Consider the following 20,608-nt stretch of genomic DNA (forward strand, 5'->3'; position numbering starts at 1 on the left):
AGGAGTCACACATCATGGGAAAGACAAAGATCGGTATCAACGGGTTTGGCCGGATCGGCCGGTGCGTGGTGCGGGTCCTCACCGCCCAGAAGCGCGAACTGGAGGTCGTGGCGATCAACGATCTGTACGATACCGCGACCCTCGCCCACCTGCTCAAATACGATTCGATTCACGGACGGTTTCCGGGAGACATTCGCGCGGAGGGAAAGGCCCTCGTATTCAACGACCAGAAAGCCGTGATTACGGCGGAAAGAGACCCCGCGAAAATTCCATGGAAGGATCTGGGCGCGGACATTGTGCTGGAGAGCACCGGCCTGTTCACCGAGCGCGAAAAGGCAGAGGCGCACCTGAAAGCCGGCGCGAAAAAGGTCATCATCTCGGCCCCGGCGAAAAATCCGGACGCAACGTTTGTCATGGGCGTGAACCACAAAACGTTCGATCCCAAGAAACATCACGTCGTATCCAACGCCTCCTGCACCACGAACTGTCTCGCGCCCGTGGCTTGGACGCTCCTCAAAAATTTCGGAATCGTTCGGGGCCTTATGACCACCGTCCATTCCTACACCAACGACCAGCGTCTGCTGGATCTTCCGCACAAGGATCTTCGGCGGGCACGCGCGGCCGCCGCCTCGATGATTCCCACGAGCACAGGGGCCGCCAAGGCCATCCACCTCGTGATTCCGGAGTTGTCGGGGAAGCTGGACGGTCTGTCCATCCGGGTCCCGACCCAGAACGTTTCGGTGGTGGACCTCGTCGTCGAGACGGAGAAAGACACCTCCGTGGAGCAGGTGAACGCGGCGATGAAGGCCGCTTCCGAGAAGGATCTGAAGGGCATCATGGGCTTCGAGACCGAACCGCTTGTTTCCGTCGATTTCAACGGGGATGCGCGATCGGCCGTGGTGGATGCCGGATCCACCGCCGTGATCGGCAAGCGGATGGTGAAAGTGCTCGCGTGGTACGACAACGAGTGGGGATTCTCTAACCGGATGACGGATCTGACCGAATATGTCGCTCATCAAATATCTTGACGAAATCGACCTGAAGGCGAACCGCGTCCTCCTGCGCGCGGACCTCAACGTTCCCGTCGATTCGAGCGGACGGGTCACAGACGATACGCGCATCACCGCCGCGCTGGACAGCATCCGCTACATCCTGAATCGGCGTTGCAAGCTGACGATTTGTTCGCATCGTGGGAGGCCGAAGGATGGGCCGGACCCGAAACTGAGCCTGATGCCGGCGGCCGAAATGCTGTCCCGCCTCTTGGGCACGGAGGTCATCCTCTCGGATGAACCCGGGGGGGCGGCGGCGCTCCAGCAAGCCATGGCGCTCAAGCCCGACCAAGTCCTGCTCTTGGAGAATTTGAGATTCCATCCGGGCGAAAAGAAAAACGATCCGAAGTTTGTCGATTCGCTCGCCAAGTTCGGCGAGATATTTGTGAACGATGCCTTCGGAGTCGTCCACCGACCCCATGCCTCCGTGGTAGGCATCCCCAAAGTGGTGAAGAAATCGGTGGGAGGCTTTCTTCTCAAGCGCGAACTTTTCAAGCTCAGCCGTCTTCTCCAGGAGCCGGACCGCCCGTATCTCGCCGTTCTGGGCGGCGCGAAGGTGTCCGACAAGATCGGGCTAATCTACAACCTGGCGGACAAAGTGGACACGATCATCGTTGGCGGCGCCATGGCCTACACGTTCCTCAAGGCCCAGGGCATTTCCGTGGGGAAGTCGCTGGTGGAGGCCGACAAGCTGGCCGTGGCCGAGGAGATCATCCACCACTGCCGCCAACTGGGCGTCAATGTCCTTTTCCCGGTGGATCATCTGGTCACGGCGAAGATCGAGGACGAGGAGAAGGCCGAAGTGACGCGCGGCGCGGATATTCCGAACGGAATGACGGGTGTGGATATCGGACCCAAGTCGATCGACCTCTTCTGCCGGCATATCGCACGGGCGCGGACGATTTTTTGGAACGGTCCCATGGGCATTTTTGAAACGCAGGCGTACTCCAAGGGGACGATCACCCTGGCGCGCCGGATCGCAGAGTGCATGGCCTACACGGTGGGCGGCGGTGGCGACACCCTGGCGGGCGTCCGTCAGGCGGGCGTCATGGCGTGGTTCACGCACTTGTCCACGGGAGGCGGCGCGGCGATGGAGTTTCTCGAAGGGGCCGCCCTTCCGGGGCTGGTGGCGCTTGCCGATGCGGCGAAAAGGGATTCGGAAACCGACGGACCGGCGGCCACCGCCCGGGCGAACTGAAATTAAGAAGCGAACTCCCCTCATCTCGGGAAACTGGAAAATGGTTCCGACCCTTCAGGAAGGTCTCGCATTGGCCGAGCATCTCAAGAAAGAACTTCCCGCCCAGGGAAAAACCCGCGTGACCGTACATCCCCCCTTCCCGGGGCTGAAACCGGTGGGACAGATCCTTGCCGGCAGCCGCATCGGGCTTGGGGCGCAGGATATGCACTGGGAGGAGAAGGGCGCCTACACCGGTGAAGTATCGGCGCCGATGTTGATGGAGGTGGGATGCCAGTATGTCATCATCGGCCACTCGGAACGTCGCCAGTTTTTCGGGGAAACCAATGAGACGGCCTCGAAAAAGGTTGCCTCCGCGGTGAAGCATGGGCTTTGTCCCATCCTGTGCGTCGGGGAGACCTTGGAGGAACGCAAGAAAGGGAATACTCTGGCCAAAGTGGAGTCCCAGGTACGAGAAGGATTGGCCGGCATTGCCCAAGCGGGGCCGGTCGTGCGCTTCGTCATGGCCTATGAGCCTGTCTGGGCCATCGGAACGGGCGTGACTCCGAAACCGGAGGAAGCGCAGGAAGTCCACGGCTTGATTCGACGCACGCTCCAGAGCCTGATGGGAGCGGCCGCCGAGACCGTTCCCATTCAATACGGCGGGAGCGTGACGCCGGAGAATGCGGGGCCATTTCTCGGACAGGCGGACATCGATGGAGCACTGGTAGGGGGCGCCAGTTTGAAAGCGGAGAGTTTTCTGAAAATTATTATGACAGCGGAGGCACTGACATGACGGCCATCTTGATTACGATCCACATTCTCAGCGCGCTGGTGCTGGTTCTGAGCATTCTCCTTCAGCCCGGCCGAAGCTCCGGGTTCAGCGTGACCTTCAGTGAGACGGCCACGGCGATCTTCGGCGGAAAGGGAGCCACCAGCTTTCTGGAGAAGGTTACCGCCGGCGCGGCGGCCGTGTTCATTCTCACTTCCGTGACGCTGGCGATCCGAATGGGTCGGGGCGGGGGCGGCAGCGTGATGCAAGACGTGAAGACTCCGCCTCCCGTTACGGCCCCCGAGGCCTTGCCAGTACCCACTTCACCTTCGGCGGTGAATCCGCCCGCAGCAGCACCGCCGTCGGCTACCCCCGAGGCATCGCCGCCCGCCGTGGAAGGATCCCAGGCGCCGGCAGCTCCAGCGCCACCCGCCCAAGCCCCCGTCGCCCCACCGCCATCGGCACCGCGGTAGGAGGCGGTCCCCGCGTCGTTGACACGATTGTCTTCGACCTGGACGGGACTCTCATCGATTCGCGGGAGGACATTGCCATCGCCGTGAACCACACGCTCGAGCATTTCGGCTACCGTAAGCTCGACCACGAAACAATCTACACCTTCATCGGGCGCGGTGCTGGCCCACTGCTCCAGGACAGTCTGAAAGCCATCGGCATCGACTTGGAGAACGTGAATCCGGCCATGTTTGAGACCGGCCGCTCGATCTTTATCCAGTTCTATTCGGATCACCTCCTGGATCACACCCGCCTCTACGAAGGGGTCTTGGACGTGCTGACGCATTTTCAGAAGAAGAAGCTGGCCGTCCTGTCCAACAAGCCGGAAGTCCTTTCAAAGAAGATTCTTGAGGGGCTGAACATCGCCGGCTATTTCCAGCAAATCTTTGGAGGCGAAAGTCTGCCGTACAAGAAACCGGACCCCAAAGCTCTGCTGGAGGCCATGGAACGAATCGGTGCGGTTCCGGCCTCCACCGCCTTTGTCGGGGACAGCACGATCGACTTGGAAACGGGCGCCGGCGCCGGCGTCTTCACCTGCGGAGTAACCTACGGTCTCGGCCACCCCGAAGACATCCGCGCACGCTGCCCGGACGTCCTCCTTGAAAAAATAACCGATCTGCCACAGTATCTCGCCTGATGCGTTCGGACATCTGCGTAGGGGAGGGTCTTCAGACCCTCCCGCAAAGAGGGAGCATCCAAGGATGCTCCGCTACGAGGAGGCACACCTACACCTATGGACACGGAGCGTAAAGTCCTAATTCTTGGGTCCGGGTGCGCCGGGCTGACGGCGGCGATCTACACGGCCCGGGCAAATCTCAAGCCGCTGGTGATCGAAGGGCTTCAGCCGGGCGGCCAACTGGCGACCACGACCGAAGTGGAGAACTTCCCCGGCTTCGAGCACGGCGTCCAGGGTCCCGACTTGATGACCACAATGCGGGCGCAGGCCAAACGCTTCGGAACCGAGATCGTGATGGACGAGATCACCGCAGTGGATCTCAAGGCCCGACCGTTTCGAGTGATCGGCGGCGAGGGCGAAACACGGTGCGAGAGTCTTATCATTGCCACCGGCGCCTCGGCCAAGATGATCGGACTGGACAAAGAAAAGAAGCTGATCGGTCGGGGCGTGTCCACCTGTGCCACCTGCGATGGCGCGTTCTTCAAGAACAAGCCCATCGTGGTGGTTGGGGGGGGGGATTCGGCGATGGAAGAGGCGATCTTCCTGACGCGGTTCGGCAGCTCGGTCGTTGTGGTCCATCGCCGGGACAAACTCCGCGCATCGAAAATCATGCAGGATCGGGCATCGAAAAATCCCAAGATCACATTCGCCTGGAACAGCGTGGTGGAGGACATTAAGGACCAAGGCGGCAAGGTTGGCGGGGTGGTGCTTCGAAATATCGTCACGAAAGAACTGACGGAGACACCTTGCGAGGGCCTCTTCGTCGCCATCGGTCACAAGCCGAACTCCGAGCTGTTCAAAGGTGTCCTCGACATGGATGAAGTCGGCTACCTCAAGACGGTGAATGGCACGAGCGCGACGAAAATTCCCGGTGTCTTCGCGGCGGGCGACGTGGTCGACCGCCGCTACCGTCAAGCCGTGACCGCCGCCGGCATGGGCTGCATGTCCGCCATCGACGCCGAACGTTATCTGGAGTCGCTTGAATAGGCTCTTGCCCCGAGTTGTTTACCTGGGGCCTGACGGAAGTTTTTCATCGATTGCCGCGCGGCGTCTGTTTCGTGACGGGGCCGCGTATCGTCCGGTCTCCCGCATCCGGATCGCCTTTCGGAAATACTATGACGGCGATGCGGACTTCGTGGTGGCTCCCATCGAAAGCTCCCAAGGCGGTACGATTCATGAAACCATTTCCGAACTGTGCCGAGGGTCCATCGGCTCCTCCGAATCGCGCATCGTTTGCGAAGTCGATCTTCATGTCCGTCTGGCGCTCCTGGCCAGGGGAACCGCCAAGAGCATCCGGATCGTCTATTCGCATCCGCAGGGGATTTACCGGGCGCAGGAATGGCTGGATCGGCACGCGCGAGACGTGAAAGTGGTCGAGGTTTCAAGCACGGCTCTTGCCGCGAAGAAAGCCGCGCAGAATGTCCGCTCCGCAGCGCTGGCCAGCCGGGATACGGCGGCGATGTTCCGGCTGAAAGTCTTGAATCCTTCCATCGGACGGCCGGCCCCAACGACGTTCGTATTGGTGGGACGGAGTCCATTGCGGGGCGGGAGTGACAAGTCCCGCAAGTTCCGGACGTCGATGGTGTTTACGCTCAAACACCGACCTCAATCTCTGGCCCGCGCCCTGATGATTCCGGGGAAACGACATCTAAACCTCACGCGCGTCCTCTCCATTCCGATTCCGGAGGCGCCCGGCGAGTACATGTTTCTCGCGGAAATGCAGGGGCGCCAGGGCGATCCGGCGGTGGATGCCTCGCTCCGCGACCTGACCCGGGCTTCCACAACGCTGAAGGTTCTGGGCTCCTATCCGTTCGTCCAGTTGGCATGAACCGACTCCGAAGAATAATTGGAATCGCTTGGTTGAGCGCGACGGTTCTCTCCGGTTGCGGCGGCGGTGATTCCGAAGAGGCGGAAATATCCCTCCCGGTCGCGGCGCGGCCACTGATCGAGGGAGTGTTCAAGAGTTCTGAGGGGATCGCCTTCGATTCCAAAGGCCGACTTCTCGTCACGGCAGACAAGGCGCTGTGGGAAATCAAGCCGGAGGGCACGACAAACAAGATTGTGAGCCTCAAGGGGCCGATCGGGATAGCCCATGACGGCTCCGGCTCCATCCTCGTGGCGGAAAGCGGCGATACCTTCGGCGGGCCGGAGCCACGGGCGAAGGACGGCGCGGTTTTAAGGGTGAGCGAGGAGGGTGCGGTCTCGACGCTGACCACCGATATCCCCGACCCGAATTTCATTCTTGTGCGGAAGGACGGCAGCCTGTTGGTATCGGACGACATGGGCGATGTGATCTATTCGGTCCCGAAGGATGGAGGGACGGCATCTGTTTTCCTCAAGGGACTTGCTGCGCCGAATGGAATGGTCTTCTCGCTCGACGCCTCAGAGCTGTTTGTCGCTCAAAGTTTTTCCGAGGCGGGGAGCCTCGCGCCGGATTCGCGCGTGTGGCGGGTGCCGATGGCCTCTTCCGATTCTCCGGGCGCTCCGGCCCTGCTGGCGAAGTTGCCGGACTTGGCGACGAATGACGGTTTGGCGATGGATGAGAAAGGGCGAGTATACGTGGCCGCCAATATTATTGGGAAGATTTATCGGATCGATCCGAAATCGCCCGACCCCGTGGTCGTGGCCTCCGGCATCCAAGGCGTCGCCAGCCTCGCCTTCGGGCGCGGCAAGGGCTTCAGCGAAACCTCACTTTTTGTCACCCAGCTCTTCGGCGGCGGCGTCTACGAACTCCCGCTCGGTGTGAAGAGCGCGTCGATTCCCTAAGGGATTGCGAGAAAACAAAGTTCACATGTTGGGCCGGCATCCGGCCTTCGCAGCCGCTTGGGCGGAGCGGGCAGCCGCCCCCTACGAAGGATCTCCTATCTTGGTAGGGGAGCAGCTTTAGCTGCTCCCTCTTCTCTTGGGAGGACCTAAAGGTCCTCCCCTACCCGATCGGTCTTGGCCGCCCTCTTCGTGCGATTGAGTAGCTTGTTTCCTCGCAATCCCTGATCGGCTGGGTGGCTCAGTCGCAGTTCTTGCCGTCGCGGCGGCGGATTTCGGGTGCGGTGTTGGGCGGGGTCCAGCCGTTGGAATCTACATCCAAGTAAAGCGGGCCGGTGACGGCGAAGGCGATCGCGCCGGGATAGACCGGATCGAGGGTGTTGGCAGATTCCAGTCCTTCTTCCACCCTTGTCTCGATGTTGTACCAGGCGTCGGCGGAAGGCGAGACCGTCACGTCACAATCGAATCGCTTCGTGCCTGTGGCCGATTGCGCGCACTGGCTCATTTCTTTCGATTTCGACGTGTAGAGGGTCTTGCCATTTTCATTGATTCGGAAATCCAACTTGCCCATCCAAGTGGGGGCATGGATCTCGAATTGGAGTCGCGCGAACTTGGCCTTAAGTGTATCCCCGATCCCCTTGGAGACATCGATGAACTGGCCATGCACGAGTCTGACCCTGATAAAAGGCCCTCCCGAAACGATGTAATTCCGGCAGGGCTCCTTTCCAGCCTCCACGCCCTCGCAGGTGAGCCGCTTGATCAACTCTTCGTCCGTGAACAGTTTGGGCGCGTTGACCGAGACCGGTACGCCGACGTAGGTACGGCCATATCCCGGCTCGCCGTTGAGCCGGTGGTGGGAATCGCTGACGGCCACTCCAACGGTTTTTCCCCCAAAGTTCAGTTGGCCGTACCAGATGGTGAGCTCGCTCAGCCAGTTGTCCTTGCCTTTTCCGTTGATGATCTCCATGAGTTCGTAGTTGTCCGAGTAGAGAGGGTCGGCAGCCGTGTGGGTCGCGGGATCGTAGCCCCGCCAGCAGAAGTAGCCGTCATCGCCGCCGTGATTGATCTGGATGACCTTGGCGAGAAGTTTCTCGCGGGCGTACTTGAAGATCGATGCGGGCGTTCCGTCGATCAGGCCGGGCGTGCGTGAGGGGGCCCACCAAATCGGCGCGCCCTTGTTGATGCCGCCGCCCAGCAGAACGGGAAAAGGATTGAAGTGGCCGCTGAACGGCTTGACCTTGCCGTCCGCATCGGTCACGCCCGCGGTCGAGATTTCCACGCTGTTGAACGCCACGACCTTGTCCTGGAGCCCAAGTTCCTGGATGAGCGGGCGATAGTCCGTCACGATGTCGTGGTCGCTCGAAGCGAAGGACCATAGTCCCTCAGCCAGATTGGTGATGATGGAATCCTCCGCTCGCGCTTCGCCGTGATTGCTCGGCCCGGCGTGTCGGTGTGAATCGATGGAGACGTAGGCGACTTTTCCGGAGATGTCCTTGAGATCTACCGCACGCCTGAGCACGAAGTTGAGGTCTCGCTTTTCTCCCGCCGCGAAGGTGACGGGAATCGTGTGGATGTCGTACTCGAATCCGAGCGAGGCGGTCACCCGGTACTTGCCGGGTTCGATCTGCCCTTCGAACTGGCCGTCGCTCGTCCATATGACTTTCTTGGTGTTCCGGTAGGGCGTTTGCACCCAGAGTCGCGCGAGCTGCCGGGCCTCTTCATCCGAAGGATCCGGCATCTTGTCGTACAGAAACGAAATCTTTCCGGGGAGCAGCGTTCCCGAACTGTCTTTGATTGTTCCATTGAAGGATGTCGTCTCTCCCACCGTGAGTTCCTGTCCCACGCTCCCCTCCGCGGGCAGACTGACTTTGACTTCGGCGCCCTTCGCGTAGCCGTCCGCGATCCTCGACATGAATGGGTAGCCGGAAGGATACATGATGTTCTCCCCCTCGCTCTCGCCCGTGGCCGAGAGCGTCCATTCGCCCGCCGGGAGTCTCATGGAGTACGAGCCCCCCGAACGCGTTACGGCCATCGAATCGTAATTTCCCGAACCGTCGAGGGCGTGAACACGGGCGCCTTCGACGGACGCGCCGGTGTCGGTTTTCACATTACCGGAAATGGTTCCGATTCCCTCGATGCCGCTGAGGTCCAGCCGCGCGCCGTTCAACTCCGCCACGTCCCGCCCAACCGCCAGGTATCGGACGAAGCTTGTTTCCTGTCCGGGGTCCAGCTCGATTTCGGCTTCGTAGGCGCCGAAAATCATGAAGTCTCCGGTGAGACCCGGACCCGCGAGAAGCGCGATCGTCTGATCGTCCGGCAAAAAGAGGCCGTAGGCGACTTCGTGACGTTCCCCCACGGCGCCGAGCATCTTGGTGGAATTCTGGGGGGTCTCAACCCCGGTCGTCAGGAGAAGGCCGAGATTGACGGCGTCGGTGATCTCCTTCCGGTTGAATCCGACACCGAGCATGTAGGGATCGGCGGCGTGATCGCTGAAGATAATGGCGTCGCCCGCCGTCTTGCGCAGCGTTTCATTCGAGCCGAAGGTGGCGAGAGCGCGGCGGATGGCGAGCCGATCCGGGGCTGAGAGGAGCGAGCTGACTGTGGTGAGGAATTCGGCCACGTCCAACGGCCTCGGCCAGTGTTCGTCGCTGTCGTTCTTTACAAACGTTTCGATTCGAATGGCATTCGATGAAGGACCCAGCGTGTATCGGGTACGGATTTTGAGGCCGTTGTCCCGACCCAGATCAAGAGCAGCGATCACCGAGCTTGCCGTCCCCCCCCCGGCTCCCGCGAGGGCGGCGCCGAATTCGACCGTGCCATCTCGACCTTCCGCCTCGATGACGGCGGGTTTCTCGAATCCTCCCGGATCGACCACCGTGACCGTGTCCACGTCTTGCAGCCGCATCAGCCCGAAAATCGGGGAATACTCCTTGATCATGTCCTGCCCCGGCTCGCCGCCGGATCGGATGAGATCCGCATCGATGATCGCGCCGCCGTTGTGGATGTACCCGTCCGACGGCTGCTCATTGTGAATGACGAACGCGACTTTATCGTTGTAAATTCTGTAGTCTCCCAGCTCCGATTCCCCCGCGGGGCCTTTGATCAGCGCCGCCTCGTCCGTGATCTTCCCCGCGCGCGTTTCACCTTCTACGAGCAACGCCGTGGTATCGAGAACCGGGGTCTTCTTTTTCTCCTGGGATTGACAAGCAAACGACAACGATACGATGCAGAACAAGACCGCTGCGGCTTTCACGATGGACACCATGTTAGTCCTCCGCCGCGAAAAATCAATTCAGGCACGCAAAGGCTTCGGAGGGGAGGAGGAAACGGGCACCGGAGGATTCGAGAGATGGAAGGGTTTGCGCGAGGCCTTCATACGTGTTGCCCCAAACGGAGGCGCTGAGGAATGTGATGGGATCGCCGCGGGCCGAAGACCCGTTGAGGACGGCGTTGATGCGGTCGGCGAAGGTGGCGGGCGTGTCTTCGTACTGGCTGGCCACGGCCAGTGCCCACTTGCCGTCGCCGTACTGAAAGCTTTTCGAGCCGGGGAATTCGACATAACCGACGAGGAAACCTTTATTGGCCGTGCCGGCTTCAACGGCGGCGATGGTCTTCCATGTCGGATCACTCGCCGTCAGGAGCGGAACGTCCAGGAACCACGTGGATGTCAGGCCGAGCCGTCCTGCGGTTTCAAAGCTTTTCCTCATGAACTCCTCCGCGGACCGATGATACGCCGGGAGGGCGTAGCCGATTCCCATCATCGAAACCCATTCGTCATTCGGGGTTACGCCGCTGAGATAGTAATCCATGGCGGCGGGCCCCAGCGCGAGGAGCGAGAGGCCGATGCTCCAACCGACGGGCAGGGCTCCGCGCAACGGGCTCTCCCAGTAGTCGGGGCGGACATACCGGTTGAAAGGGATGGACACGTTGTCCGCATCACTGATGGCGACAACAAATCGGGCCTTGCCCGAGGAGCAGATCGAGCCGGAACCTCCGACCGCAGCGTGTGGCACGGAAGGCGGTTGGGACGGAACCACAGCCGAGTGAACGGAGAGATTGCTCGTCGTATCGGAAGGCACCAGGAACAAGCCGGCTTCGGAGATGGCCTTCACCGCCAGAAACTCCTCCACGCCATTGAGGGCGATGTAGCCGTAGATGGGGGTGACCGCGGGCAGGAGATTAAAGAGGGACCGCACCTTTTCCCACTGTTCCATGAGGGGCCGCGCGTATGCGGTCATCACTCCCTGCTGGATTAGAAAATCGCGAAGACGGAATTCCGTCGGCGTGAGATCGGCGAGGCGCGGGAAAGTTTGCCCCCTAAGTCGCCGCTCGACCTCGGCGAGCGCTTCGCTTTCTGATTTGAACATGCCCCTCAGATCGACCCTCTCCGCGCTCGGGAGGTATGCGGCGGCCGTGTCCTCGATGGAATCGAACAGAATCACACCGGGATCAACGGCGGCCATCGCATGAGCGATGTGAAGGCTCCAGGGTTCCTTCGCCGAAACCAGGTAGACCCGCCTCACGCTGGAACCGAACAGGGACAACGCCCCACTGAGATCGATCGAATCTTCCCATTTCACCCCGTATCGGTCTCGATAGACGTTCATCCAGAAGCGAGCGCTCATGCCATCCTCGTCGGTTTCCCACGGTCGATCGCCTTCCTTGCCGCCGCCGATCAGATAGAGACGGACCTCATCGCGATTGATCGTTCCTTGGAGGGTCGAAGCCAGAATGTTTCGCTCCAAGTTCTCGTCCGCCAGCGTGACGGGATAGATTTTCCCCAGAGGTGGTCGGCGATTGAGATACATCTGATCGAAAGCCGAGAGGCCGGAGGAGAGTGGGCTGTTGTTGTCGCACCCGGCGACAGTGAGCATCAGGCAGCAAGCGGTGAGGGCGAGGCGCGTGATCCCGTGATCCCGTGATCCCGTGATCCCGATCAGGTCCGTTTTCGGGCTTCTTTCTGATTCCCTCGGGTTCACGGGTTCACGATTTACGGGCTCACGACCTCACGGCCAGAAGGCCGTCGTCGGATTGTGCCCCGAGACGTGGCAGTTGTAGCACATGGCGTTCGACAAGGTCTGGTCATTTTCATAGCCGTGACACACCGAACAGTTTGAGGGCATTGCGCTGCTGCGCTTGGATTGAATGAACATCAAGTGCAGTTCGTGGAGTCCCTGGCCGCTTGCGGCCTCCGGCGTCTTTGTGGCGAAGGAGTGACAATCTGTGCAGGTCGCAATCGTCCCGTGGCGCGGATCCTGGAAGGAGTGGCAGCCGACGCACCCCGGTGCGATGAATTGGACCTTGGCGCCGCTCTTGCGCGGTTTGTCGGCAGGATAGCCCTTCTCGAACACATCGGTGTGACGCGTCCGAGTTTGAGTCAGCATTTCGTATGGTCTGCCGGGTCCATCATACGTTCCTCCCGTACCGAGGTCCGGGTGGGCCGAGCTGCGTACCTGATTCGGCAGCCAGAGGTGGCAGGACGAGGCGCAATCGCCCTTCGACTCGGTGACACCCGGCGGGTAAGCATCGAGTGAATGTCGGCTGCCGGTTGAGGTGACCGGATGGCAAGTGAAGCAGGTGTCGGGTTCCAGCGTGAAGGCCGGGTGCCGGCCGCGACGCGGCCAATCGAGAACATACTCCTCCAATCCCGTGAAAGGTGACGTTCGGGCGAGCAGCCCCTTCGATGAAGTACCGAGCCATTCTCTCGGACCATCCGCATCGCTGCCGCGGGCAGCCGTGAGAGCGGCATAATCGTGACACGTCGAGCATTCGACGCCCACGCGGGGCTTGTCCTCGTCGGCGCAGCCGGCGAGGGTGAACAGTAAGCAGTAAGCAGTGAGCAGCAAGCGCGTGATCCCGTGATCCCGTGAGCCCGTGAGCCCGATCAGACTCGTTTTCAGGCCGTTCTCTGATTCCGTCTGGTTCACGGGTTCACGATTCACGGGCTCACGATTTGCCATTCACGGCATATTCCCGTCCGGCGTCATCTCCTCACCGAGCGGTTCGCGGAGGCTGAAGTCCGGATGGTTGATGTAGCCGAGGTTGTTTCCGGGAAAGCCCAGTGCGGCATAGGCGACGGGACTGGTGTAGTACACTCCCCGGATGAACTTGAACAGGTAGCCGAGGAGAGGCAACGTGGCCTCGATGGATTTCGTGACTTCGGTGCGTTCCTCAAGGCCTAGCGTCTTGTACTCGGCTCCGTATTTCTTCTTGGCCTGGTCATCCAGGAATGTGACGATCAGGGGGGCGGCGGCCGCCAGAGGCAGCATGGGGTCGTAGAGCTGTTCGAGCGGGCAGACTTCGGCTGCGCCCGGCAGACCGCGGGGGTCCTCCTTTGCGCTCGGAATGACGGTGTCCGCCAGGGCGAGAAGCGTCTCCTCCTCGTGGTTCGTCGGTTTCTGGCACGAACCGAAGAACACGTTCGGCTCATCCTCCGATCTTTTCGCGCAGGCGCCGACCAGCGGAAGCAGCATGGCTTGGCCGACGGCGAGCAGGAAACTGCGGCGGTCAGGAGAGACCGCCGTGCTTGCATCCTTGTTGCGCGGCCCGGATGGCCGCATGACGCGGCAAGTGCGGCGGTCCCAGGTCAACATCTTCGATAGGTGCCGAGGACTGAGGACGGAGATGAGTAGGGGAGCAGCTTTAGCTGCTCCCTCATCTTGGGAGGACCTAAAGGTCCTCCCCTACGAAGCGTTTCCCTCATAGTTTGTGGTTCAGTACGATGTACTCGGCAATCCGCTCCGCGTTCGCGGCGATCGTCAGGGAGGAATTGACGCCCGTTCCGCAAGGGACGCTTCCCCCGTCCGTCACAAAAAGTCCCTTGTAGCCGAACACCTCGCCGTTCGGGTCGCACACGGCCGTCTCCGGCGAATACCCGATCCGACAGGCGGACAGCAGATGGGCGGCGCCCCGCTCGAAGCCGCGGGGCGCTGCGTTCAAGACCTCGGCGTTGCCCGCGCGGGCGATTTCTTCCGCCACGCCCCTCGCCTTGTCCATGAAGGCCTGGAAGATGGGCGTAACCGGAAGGTCGACGATGGCTTTGCCTGTGTTGTCGATTCGCACCGTTCCTTCACCTTTGACCAGCCCGGTGAGCACGCAGGGGACCAGGCGGTTTCGGTACACGTCGTAGGCGAAGTGCTTGCTGTCGATCCCCCAAGCGAGTTCGGGGCTGCCGCCCGCGCGTCGGAGGTCCAGTCCGCCGAAGATGCCGGGTGGGATGGAGCCGGTGTGCATTTGGATGAGGTGTGAATTCCACCAGCCGAAGGTTTGCATCACGGCGTTGTTGCGCCCGCGCCAGATCGCCATGTTGTCGTAATAGGGCTTGGGCAGGAGCCACAGCCACGCAAGGTCGCCGTTGCTCGAGAAGTTCTGGCCGACTTGATCGGACAGCTTGTCGAGACCGGAGTTCGAGCGGAGGAGGAGGGCGGCGTCTTCAATGGCGTTGCAGGCGATGCACACGAGCGGGGCGTCGATTGCCTGAAGGCTTCCGTAGGGGTCGCGGTATTCCACGCGGTAGCCGCGGTCGGCGGTATTGATCCGCGTGGCCTTGCAATTCACGCGGAACTCAACGCCGAGGGCCTCGGCGGCCGGAATGTAGTTCAGGGTCAGACTTCTCTTGGCGTCGTAGATGCAACCGGCCTCGCAATAGCCGCACTGCACGCAGTTCACATAGGGAAACCTCCCGCGGTCCACCTTCTTTCCGGCCGCTTGGATGAGTCGGGCAAAAAAGGTTCCACCGGCAGGCACTTCATCCCATCGGGCCTGCGTGATGGACATCATCGACTCGACTTTCTCATAGTAGGGATTCATGACGGAACGAGTGATCTCGTCCGGCCACGGCTTGTAGCCGGTCTCGTCCACGAATTCGAAGACCTCTTTCGGCGAGCGGAGCATCATGCCCGAGAACATGACCGATCCGCCGCCGAGGGTGCGCGCATAGCGGAAGAGCGCCTCGAAGTCGGAGGAAGGAATCACATTGTAGAGGGTTTGGAGGTACCGCGGGTCCCAGCTTTGGCGGAAATCCTTGGCCGTGTTCCGAGCCCCCCATTCCAGGACGACCACTTTTCGCCCTGCCTCGGCAAGCCGGAGCGCCGTGATCGAACCGCCAAACCCGGAACCGATGATGACCGCGTCGGGTGATCCTCCCATGGCATCTGCAATACAACATGGTTCCGATCCACGCAAGGATTGGGGGGTGTGGTCGAAGCCCTCGGCTTCAGGTTGGTCTGGAAACTGCCGATGGAGACGATAGAGCCATGGTGTACCCGGATGCCGCGATGGCGGCGGTCGAAATGCAAGCCCTCCATGATGCGCATATGGAGGCGGTATACCGGAGCGCAGGCGACCCCCGGGAGTGGGCACGAGCGATGGAACAGCTCGGCCGGGAATCGGCGAATCGCCAGGGGGAGGGGGGGAGCAGGCTGACCCCTTTGGAGCGGCTGTACCTCTACTGCCACCTTGAGATTTCGACCGATCCCGTGCGAGCGGCATCGCTCCAACCGGTCCTTCGAAAGTACCTCGATGCATGGCCCGACGATTTCTTCCTCCTCTACGCGGAAACCGAACTCAGCAATCTTCTCGGCGTAGACTCCCCCCATCGAGACCGGCTCGTCCACGCGGTCGTCTCGGATCGAACGGCTCCGCCGGTTCCCTTTGACCACCAACTCTCGCGCTCGTCGAACCCGGTCCTTTCTGTTTGCGTGTCCACGTGGAATCGCGTCGATTCAATCCGAAGACTCCTCGATAGCGTCCGACTCCATACACACGTGCCTTTCGAAATTCTCGTGGTCGACAACGGCAGCACGGATGGCACCCTCCCGTACCTGGCCTCGATGCGGAATGGGTTTCCGGAGTTGGGCGTGATTCTGTCACGCGGGCATCGATCGACCCTCGATGCGTACCGGCTGGCGTTCGGCCTCGTGCGCGGTTCCATCATCGGGGCCTTGGCGGACGACACCGAGGTCACGCCCGGCTGGGCGGAAGCGCTCGTCGCTGCGCTTCAATCGGATTCTCGAATCGGGACGGCCTTCCCGCTTGTATTGGAATCGGACGGTGCAGTGGACCGGCTCGGCTCGTGTGTCCCCTATTCGAGCCGGAAACACCCGTGGGTCGGAAAACACGGCCCGCTGCCATACCGTCAAGGCGTGCCCCCGGATCAGGCGAATCTTCCAGGAGGCCCATTCGATTCCGAAGGCGGGGCCTATCCGTTCCTGCGGAGAAACGTGCTTGCCCGATTGAACATCTTCGATCCGCGGTACGTTCATGTGTGGGACAACGATCTCGCCCTTGAATCCCGTTCGAAAGGATTGCGAAACGTTACGTGTCCTGGGAGCCGGATTATCGATCACCGGGTGATACACGAGGGTCCGCGCGTGGACGGAGCGGAAGTCGGCGGCTCGTTCGGCCTGAAGCTCTTTCATGATCCCGATTCGGCCCTGGCTGCCTTGCGGGCCCCCGACTCGATTGTTATGCGATACTTCAGGGATGACCTCCTGCTACAGTGCAAATGGTGGGCCTTCCGGATCCGGCCATGCAATAGGCAGGCGTCTATCGAGGTTAAGCCTCTATAGTGATCCGGCGGGTAACTATAGAGGCTTGGCCTCGATAGGGCGGGAGGCGGCGTGAAGCCTCTGCTGGTTTACGACGGCGATTGCGGCTTCTGCCGACACTGGATCGCGCGGTGGAGGCATTTCACGCAGGATCACATTGAGTACGCGCCCTACCAGCAGGTGGCTGAACGATTTCCGAACATCCCGAAGTGCGACTTTGAGACATCCGTTCGCCTGATCGAGCCCGACGGCAGAACCTTCGGCGGCGCGGAAGCTGTCTTTCGCGCGCTGGCTCACTCACCTGGAAAGGGGTGGCCCCTCCGGGCCTATCAGGGCGTTCCCGGTGTGGCGGCTGCATCGGAGGCTGTCTACGCATTCGTCGCCGCCCACCGCCCATTCTTCAGCAGGCTCACGCGCATTCTCTGGGGCCGGATGGAGCAGCCGGCATCGTACCATTGGACCCGATGGGTGTTTCTCCGGCTTCTCGGGATCGTCTACCTGATCGCATTCCTCTCACTGGCTGATCAGGTGCTCGGCCTCATGGGGCGCGAGGGCATCCTGCCCGCGGAACGATATCTTGAAGCGGTGCGGAGCCACTATGGCGGGGCACGGTTTGACCTTGTCCCCACCCTATTCTGGATCTGGCCGAACGATGCGTTCCTGCGCTTTCTGTGCTGGGGTGGATCGGGTCTCTCCGCGCTTCTCATCATCGGCGTGGCGCCTGCGACGGTCCTCCTTCCACTCTGGGTCTTCTATCTCTCGCTCGTTTCAGTCGGCGGTGATTTCTTGTCGTTCCAATGGGACAACCTGCTTCTCGAAACCGGTTTTCTGGCCATCTTGTTCGCCCCCGGTGGGTGGCGGCCAAAACCGGGGCGCGAGCACGCGCCTTCACGCTGGGTACTTTTCCTCCTCCGATGGCTCCTCTTTCGGCTCATGTTCTCTTCGGGGATCGTGAAGCTCATGAGCGGAGATTCGACATGGCGCGATCTCACGGCCCTCCATTTCCACTACGAGACGCAGCCGCTTCCCACGTGGACGAGCTGGCTCGCCCACCAGATTCCCTCGGGCTTCCAGAAGTTCTCCGTTTTTTCGATGTTCGTCGTCGAAATGGGCGCGCCGTTCCTGGTTTTTCTTCCGAGACGCCCGAGGCTGCTCGCGTTTCTCGCGTTCTCGTCGCTCCAAATCCTCATCTGCGCCACCGGGAACTACACGTTCTTCAATCTCCTGTCGTTTGCACTGGCCGTTCTTCTGCTGGACGATGCCCGGCTTGACCGCTTCGTTCCTCGCCGGTGGAAGGAGAACTTCCAGAAGGGGACGAGCGCGGCGGCTTCGCTCAGGCCGAGCCTGATGAATCGGATGGTCCTGATCGCGGCCTCCATGGCCATCCTCGTGCTGAGTGGAAGTCTGGTCTGGAGTCTCTTCGAGCGACCGCGGCGAATACCGGCGTCGATTCGGTCGCTCTACGGAATCACGGCGCCCTTTCGATCCATCAACGGCTATGGCCTCTTTGCCGTGATGACCACACAGCGCGACGAAATCATCATCGAGGGAAGCGACGACCAGGAGTCGTGGAAAGAATATGAGTTCAAATGGAAGCCGGGTGACGTTCACCATCGACCGGACTTCGTCCAGCCTCACCAGCCCCGCTTGGATTGGCAGATGTGGTTTGCGGCGCTCTCAACCTACGATCGAGAGCCGTGGTTCGCGAATTTCATGTTCCGGCTGCTTCAGGGGTCGCCGGAGGTCCTTGAGCTTCTGGGCAAGAATCCGTTCCCCGATCGCCCACCTGCCTTCGTGAGGGCCACCTTGTATCGCTATCGGTTCACAACCCCCGACGATCATCACCGCACGGGCGACTGGTGGCACCGCGAATACATGGGCACGTACTCGCCGGTCCTATCGCTTCGTTGAAGCACGCCAGGGAACAGCGCACCGGCCGCCGTCCATCCTTTGTAGACACTAAGAGGCGGCCGCCCCTTAGCGTCTAACAGAATGCGGATTCGTAGGGGAGCATCTTCAGATGCTCCCTCTTGTCGGGAGGGTCTGAAGACCCTCCCCTACGCATTCTGTTAGACGCTCTTGGTGTATAGTATGGGTGACGGCTTGGTGGAAACGGGCTGGCGGCCTCGGCTACGATTCGTTTTGGACGTCGCCGAGGTACCAGGTGCCGCCGAGGAGTTTCCACGTCTCGTGGCTCTTCACGTTGGAGGTGGTGCCGTCGGTTTTCTTGTGGGTCCATTCCACAAGAAGCTTGGCCTGCGTGGGATCGTCCTTGGAGATTTCGGCTGATAGGATCCTCGCGGCGGTCGGCCGGCCGGTCAGCTGAAACGCTACTTTCAACGCTTGAAACGTCATCTGAAGAATGGTGTCGCGCAGCTTGGGATCGAGGTTGGGGTCGGGGAGGTTGAACTCGCCGCTCTTTGGATCGCCCGCGATGATTTTCTGGTGGTACTCGTCGGCCCGCTGCTTCAGCGAGGCCACGCGGGGATTCTCGCAGGCGGCGGTGGCAAGTAGTGAGTAGTGAATGGTGAGTAGCAGGAGCAGGAATCGAAGCGGGTCCCCTCTCACATTACTCCTCGCGCCTCTCGACTTGCCACTCACGACTTACGACTTGCGATTCCTACCCTTGCGAGCTCGGCAGACCCAAAAGGCGTTTCGCGATCACGATCCGCTGAACCTGCCCCGTTCCCTCGAAAATGTCGAAAATCTTGATGTCGCGGAAAAACTTTTCGGCCAGATAATCCTGTCGCACTCCCGCATCGGCCATGATCTCCAATCCCATCCGTGTGACTTCCAGCGAGATCGGGGCGCATGAGGCCTTCGCAGTGGAAGCCTCCACGTTGTTCGGCTTTCCGTGGTCCGCCATCCAACTCGCTTTCCAGCAGAGGAGGCGGCCGACGTCGAGCCGCCGGCGCATGTGGTTCAGCTTCTCCTGGATTTTCCTGTAGCGGGGGAGGGGCCGGCCCGTCATGTAATTCTCTTTCACGAAATCGCGGGCATGTTCGTAGGCGGCACGACCCACCCCGATGGCCAGGATGCCCACTCCGGGGCGCGTGAGATCGAAGAATCCCATCGCGCCTTTGAAGCCGGCCTTCCCTTGATAGTACCCCTCGCCGCCGAGCAGGTTTTCCTCCGGCACGCGGCAATCCTCAAGGACGAGGCTCGCCGTTTCGGATGACCGGATGCCCATCTTCTTCTCGATCTTGCCGACTCGAAATCCGGGCCGGCCCTTCTCGACCATGAACGCGCGGTGGCCTTCGCGGCCCTTCGTTTTATCGATCGTGGCGAAAACCACTGTCCACTCCGCGCGCGCTCCGTTCGTGATGAAAACTTTTTCGCCGTTCAGGATCCATTCCTTCCCGTCCTTCCGGCACGTCGTCTTGATGGCAGCGACGTCCGATCCCGCTCCGGCTTCGGTGAGGCCGAAGGCGCCCCACTTGGGCGTCGTCTGATCTTCATAGGTCGCCAGGAAACGCTTCTTCTGTTCGTCCGTGCCCATCGACATGATCGGAGGCGTGGCCAAGCCGGGACCCGGAAACGACGCGGCCATCCCGTGGTCCCAGTACGCTGCCTCTTCGAGAATGATCATCCGGAGACGGGCGGCGTTCTTCACCTTCTTCTCGACGCCAGGATGGCTGGTCGTACCCGTAGCGCCAGGGACGGCAGCGGAGGGTGCTTTGGGCTTCTCTCCATCCTTATCTTCAGGCTTCAGAAACTCGCGCGACATCGCGGCGCCCAACCCCATGTCCATGAACTCCTTGAAAAAAGGATGATCGGGCGGGGGGGGGGCTTCGTTTCGATCGCATTCGATGCCGATCGGCCGGAGCTTTTCCTTCCCCAGCCACTTGATCATCTCCCGCGACGTCTCCATCGCCGGGTCGAGCGTCAAATCGATCATGGCCGGGATCATGTCCCACCCGATCCGCCTAGTCAACCGAGCGGTTGTTTGCTACGACTCACGGCGGATTTCAATGAGCCGCCTTTTCGTTCCACAAATCATGTGAGGGAGACTGGGGACAGTCGTCATGGCCGAATGGCCACCCGCGAACGATGAAAATGGGGCGCGCCCTCTTGAGGTGGGTCGCGCCATGCCCACTAGATATTGCGCTCCGGCCC

Annotated in this window: 17 protein-coding genes; 10 read left to right on the forward strand and 7 right to left on the reverse strand. The window is 61.0% G+C overall.

Annotated features, from left to right (window positions below; translation table 11 throughout):
• The first annotated feature begins 14 nt into the window (after nucleotides 1–14).
• The 8 genes from gap (at nucleotide 15) to HYT87_16190 (ending at nucleotide 6,947) form a co-directional block, all read left to right on the forward strand.
• Nucleotides 15–1,028 carry a type I glyceraldehyde-3-phosphate dehydrogenase gene (gap, locus tag HYT87_16155; GenBank protein ID MBI2061272.1) on the forward strand — a complete coding sequence of 338 codons (1,014 nt, stop codon included), beginning with the start codon at nucleotides 15–17 and terminating at the stop codon, nucleotides 1,026–1,028.
• Complete coding sequence (locus HYT87_16160; protein ID MBI2061273.1) at nucleotides 1,006–2,247, forward strand: phosphoglycerate kinase; 1,242 nt, start codon at nucleotides 1,006–1,008, stop codon at nucleotides 2,245–2,247. Before gap ends, HYT87_16160 begins: the two co-directional genes overlap by 23 nt.
• Nucleotides 2,189–3,019 (forward strand): triose-phosphate isomerase, encoded by an 831-nt coding sequence (locus tag HYT87_16165; GenBank protein MBI2061274.1) that lies wholly within the window; start codon nucleotides 2,189–2,191, stop codon nucleotides 3,017–3,019. The genes HYT87_16160 and HYT87_16165 overlap by 59 nt, the downstream gene beginning before the upstream one ends.
• Nucleotides 3,016–3,468: a preprotein translocase subunit SecG gene (gene secG / locus HYT87_16170; GenBank protein ID MBI2061275.1), complete on the forward strand. Its 453-nt coding sequence runs from the start codon at nucleotides 3,016–3,018 to the stop codon at nucleotides 3,466–3,468. The genes HYT87_16165 and secG overlap by 4 nt, the downstream gene beginning before the upstream one ends.
• The gene (locus HYT87_16175; protein MBI2061276.1) at nucleotides 3,375–4,142 is read left to right on the forward strand and encodes an HAD-IA family hydrolase; all 768 of its coding nucleotides are present in this window, start codon (nucleotides 3,375–3,377) and stop codon (nucleotides 4,140–4,142) included. The genes secG and HYT87_16175 overlap by 94 nt, the downstream gene beginning before the upstream one ends.
• Nucleotides 4,143–4,238: 96 nt before the next feature.
• Nucleotides 4,239–5,168, forward strand: coding sequence for a thioredoxin-disulfide reductase (gene trxB / locus HYT87_16180; GenBank protein MBI2061277.1), 930 nt, complete (start codon nucleotides 4,239–4,241; stop codon nucleotides 5,166–5,168).
• Nucleotides 5,169–5,172: 4 nt separating this feature from the next.
• On the forward strand, nucleotides 5,173–6,009 hold the full coding sequence (locus tag HYT87_16185) for a hypothetical protein (GenBank protein ID MBI2061278.1): 837 nt from the start codon (nucleotides 5,173–5,175) through the stop codon (nucleotides 6,007–6,009).
• Nucleotides 6,010–6,041: 32 nt separating this feature from the next.
• Nucleotides 6,042–6,947 carry an SMP-30/gluconolactonase/LRE family protein gene (locus HYT87_16190; GenBank protein ID MBI2061279.1) on the forward strand — a complete coding sequence of 302 codons (906 nt, stop codon included), beginning with the start codon at nucleotides 6,042–6,044 and terminating at the stop codon, nucleotides 6,945–6,947.
• 238 nt (nucleotides 6,948–7,185) lie between these two features.
• Here the strand turns inward: HYT87_16190 and HYT87_16195 are convergent, their stop codons facing one another.
• The 5 genes from HYT87_16195 to HYT87_16215 form a co-directional block, all read right to left on the reverse strand.
• Entirely contained in the window at nucleotides 7,186–10,206 is a 3,021-nt protein-coding gene (locus HYT87_16195; protein MBI2061280.1) for a carboxypeptidase regulatory-like domain-containing protein, read from the reverse strand.
• A 25-nt stretch (nucleotides 10,207–10,231) separates the two neighbouring features.
• A complete protein-coding gene (locus HYT87_16200; GenBank protein MBI2061281.1) occupies nucleotides 10,232–11,923 on the reverse strand; it encodes a hypothetical protein in 1,692 nt (563 codons plus the stop codon).
• Nucleotides 11,924–11,950: 27 nt separating this feature from the next.
• The gene (locus HYT87_16205) at nucleotides 11,951–12,904 is read right to left on the reverse strand and encodes a hypothetical protein (GenBank protein MBI2061282.1); all 954 of its coding nucleotides are present in this window, start codon (nucleotides 12,902–12,904) and stop codon (nucleotides 11,951–11,953) included.
• On the reverse strand, nucleotides 12,905–13,537 hold the full coding sequence (locus HYT87_16210) for a hypothetical protein (protein MBI2061283.1): 633 nt from the start codon (nucleotides 13,535–13,537) through the stop codon (nucleotides 12,905–12,907).
• Between the two features lie 106 nt (nucleotides 13,538–13,643).
• Nucleotides 13,644–15,092: a GMC family oxidoreductase gene (locus HYT87_16215; protein ID MBI2061284.1), complete on the reverse strand. Its 1,449-nt coding sequence runs from the start codon at nucleotides 15,090–15,092 to the stop codon at nucleotides 13,644–13,646.
• A 107-nt stretch (nucleotides 15,093–15,199) separates the two neighbouring features.
• On the opposite strand from HYT87_16215, the gene HYT87_16220 reads away from it, so the two are divergent.
• The gene (locus HYT87_16220) at nucleotides 15,200–16,513 is read left to right on the forward strand and encodes a glycosyltransferase (GenBank protein MBI2061285.1); all 1,314 of its coding nucleotides are present in this window, start codon (nucleotides 15,200–15,202) and stop codon (nucleotides 16,511–16,513) included.
• 51 nt (nucleotides 16,514–16,564) lie between these two features.
• The gene (locus HYT87_16225; protein MBI2061286.1) at nucleotides 16,565–18,403 is read left to right on the forward strand and encodes a lipase maturation factor family protein; all 1,839 of its coding nucleotides are present in this window, start codon (nucleotides 16,565–16,567) and stop codon (nucleotides 18,401–18,403) included.
• 219 nt (nucleotides 18,404–18,622) lie between these two features.
• On the opposite strand, the gene HYT87_16230 is transcribed toward HYT87_16225, so the two are convergent.
• Both HYT87_16230 and HYT87_16235 read right to left on the reverse strand, forming a co-directional pair.
• Entirely contained in the window at nucleotides 18,623–19,060 is a 438-nt protein-coding gene (locus HYT87_16230; protein ID MBI2061287.1) for a hypothetical protein, read from the reverse strand.
• Nucleotides 19,061–19,112: 52 nt separating this feature from the next.
• Nucleotides 19,113–20,402 (reverse strand): acyl-CoA dehydrogenase family protein, encoded by a 1,290-nt coding sequence (locus HYT87_16235; protein MBI2061288.1) that lies wholly within the window; start codon nucleotides 20,400–20,402, stop codon nucleotides 19,113–19,115.
• Nucleotides 20,403–20,608 lie beyond the last annotated feature (206 nt).

It is taken from the genome of Nitrospirota bacterium (assembly GCA_016180645.1).
Lineage (GTDB): Bacteria > JACPQY01 > JACPQY01 > JACPQY01 > JACPQY01 > JACPAV01.

Coding starts and splice junctions, on each gene's coding strand:
- gap (MBI2061272.1), top strand. CDS start 15: ATGGGAAAGACAAAGATCGGTATCAACGGGTTTGGCCGGATCGGCCGG.
- HYT87_16160 (MBI2061273.1), top strand. CDS start 1,006: ATGTCGCTCATCAAATATCTTGACGAAATCGACCTGAAGGCGAACCGC.
- HYT87_16165 (MBI2061274.1), top strand. CDS start 2,189: ATGCGGCGAAAAGGGATTCGGAAACCGACGGACCGGCGGCCACCGCCC.
- secG (MBI2061275.1), top strand. CDS start 3,016: ATGACGGCCATCTTGATTACGATCCACATTCTCAGCGCGCTGGTGCTG.
- trxB (MBI2061277.1), top strand. CDS start 4,239: ATGGACACGGAGCGTAAAGTCCTAATTCTTGGGTCCGGGTGCGCCGGG.
- HYT87_16205 (MBI2061282.1), bottom strand. CDS start 12,904: ATGGCAAATCGTGAGCCCGTGAATCGTGAACCCGTGAACCAGACGGAA.
- HYT87_16210 (MBI2061283.1), bottom strand. CDS start 13,537: ATGTTGACCTGGGACCGCCGCACTTGCCGCGTCATGCGGCCATCCGGG.
- HYT87_16215 (MBI2061284.1), bottom strand. CDS start 15,092: ATGGGAGGATCACCCGACGCGGTCATCATCGGTTCCGGGTTTGGCGGT.
- HYT87_16220 (MBI2061285.1), top strand. CDS start 15,200: ATGGTGTACCCGGATGCCGCGATGGCGGCGGTCGAAATGCAAGCCCTC.
- HYT87_16235 (MBI2061288.1), bottom strand. CDS start 20,402: ATGATCCCGGCCATGATCGATTTGACGCTCGACCCGGCGATGGAGACG.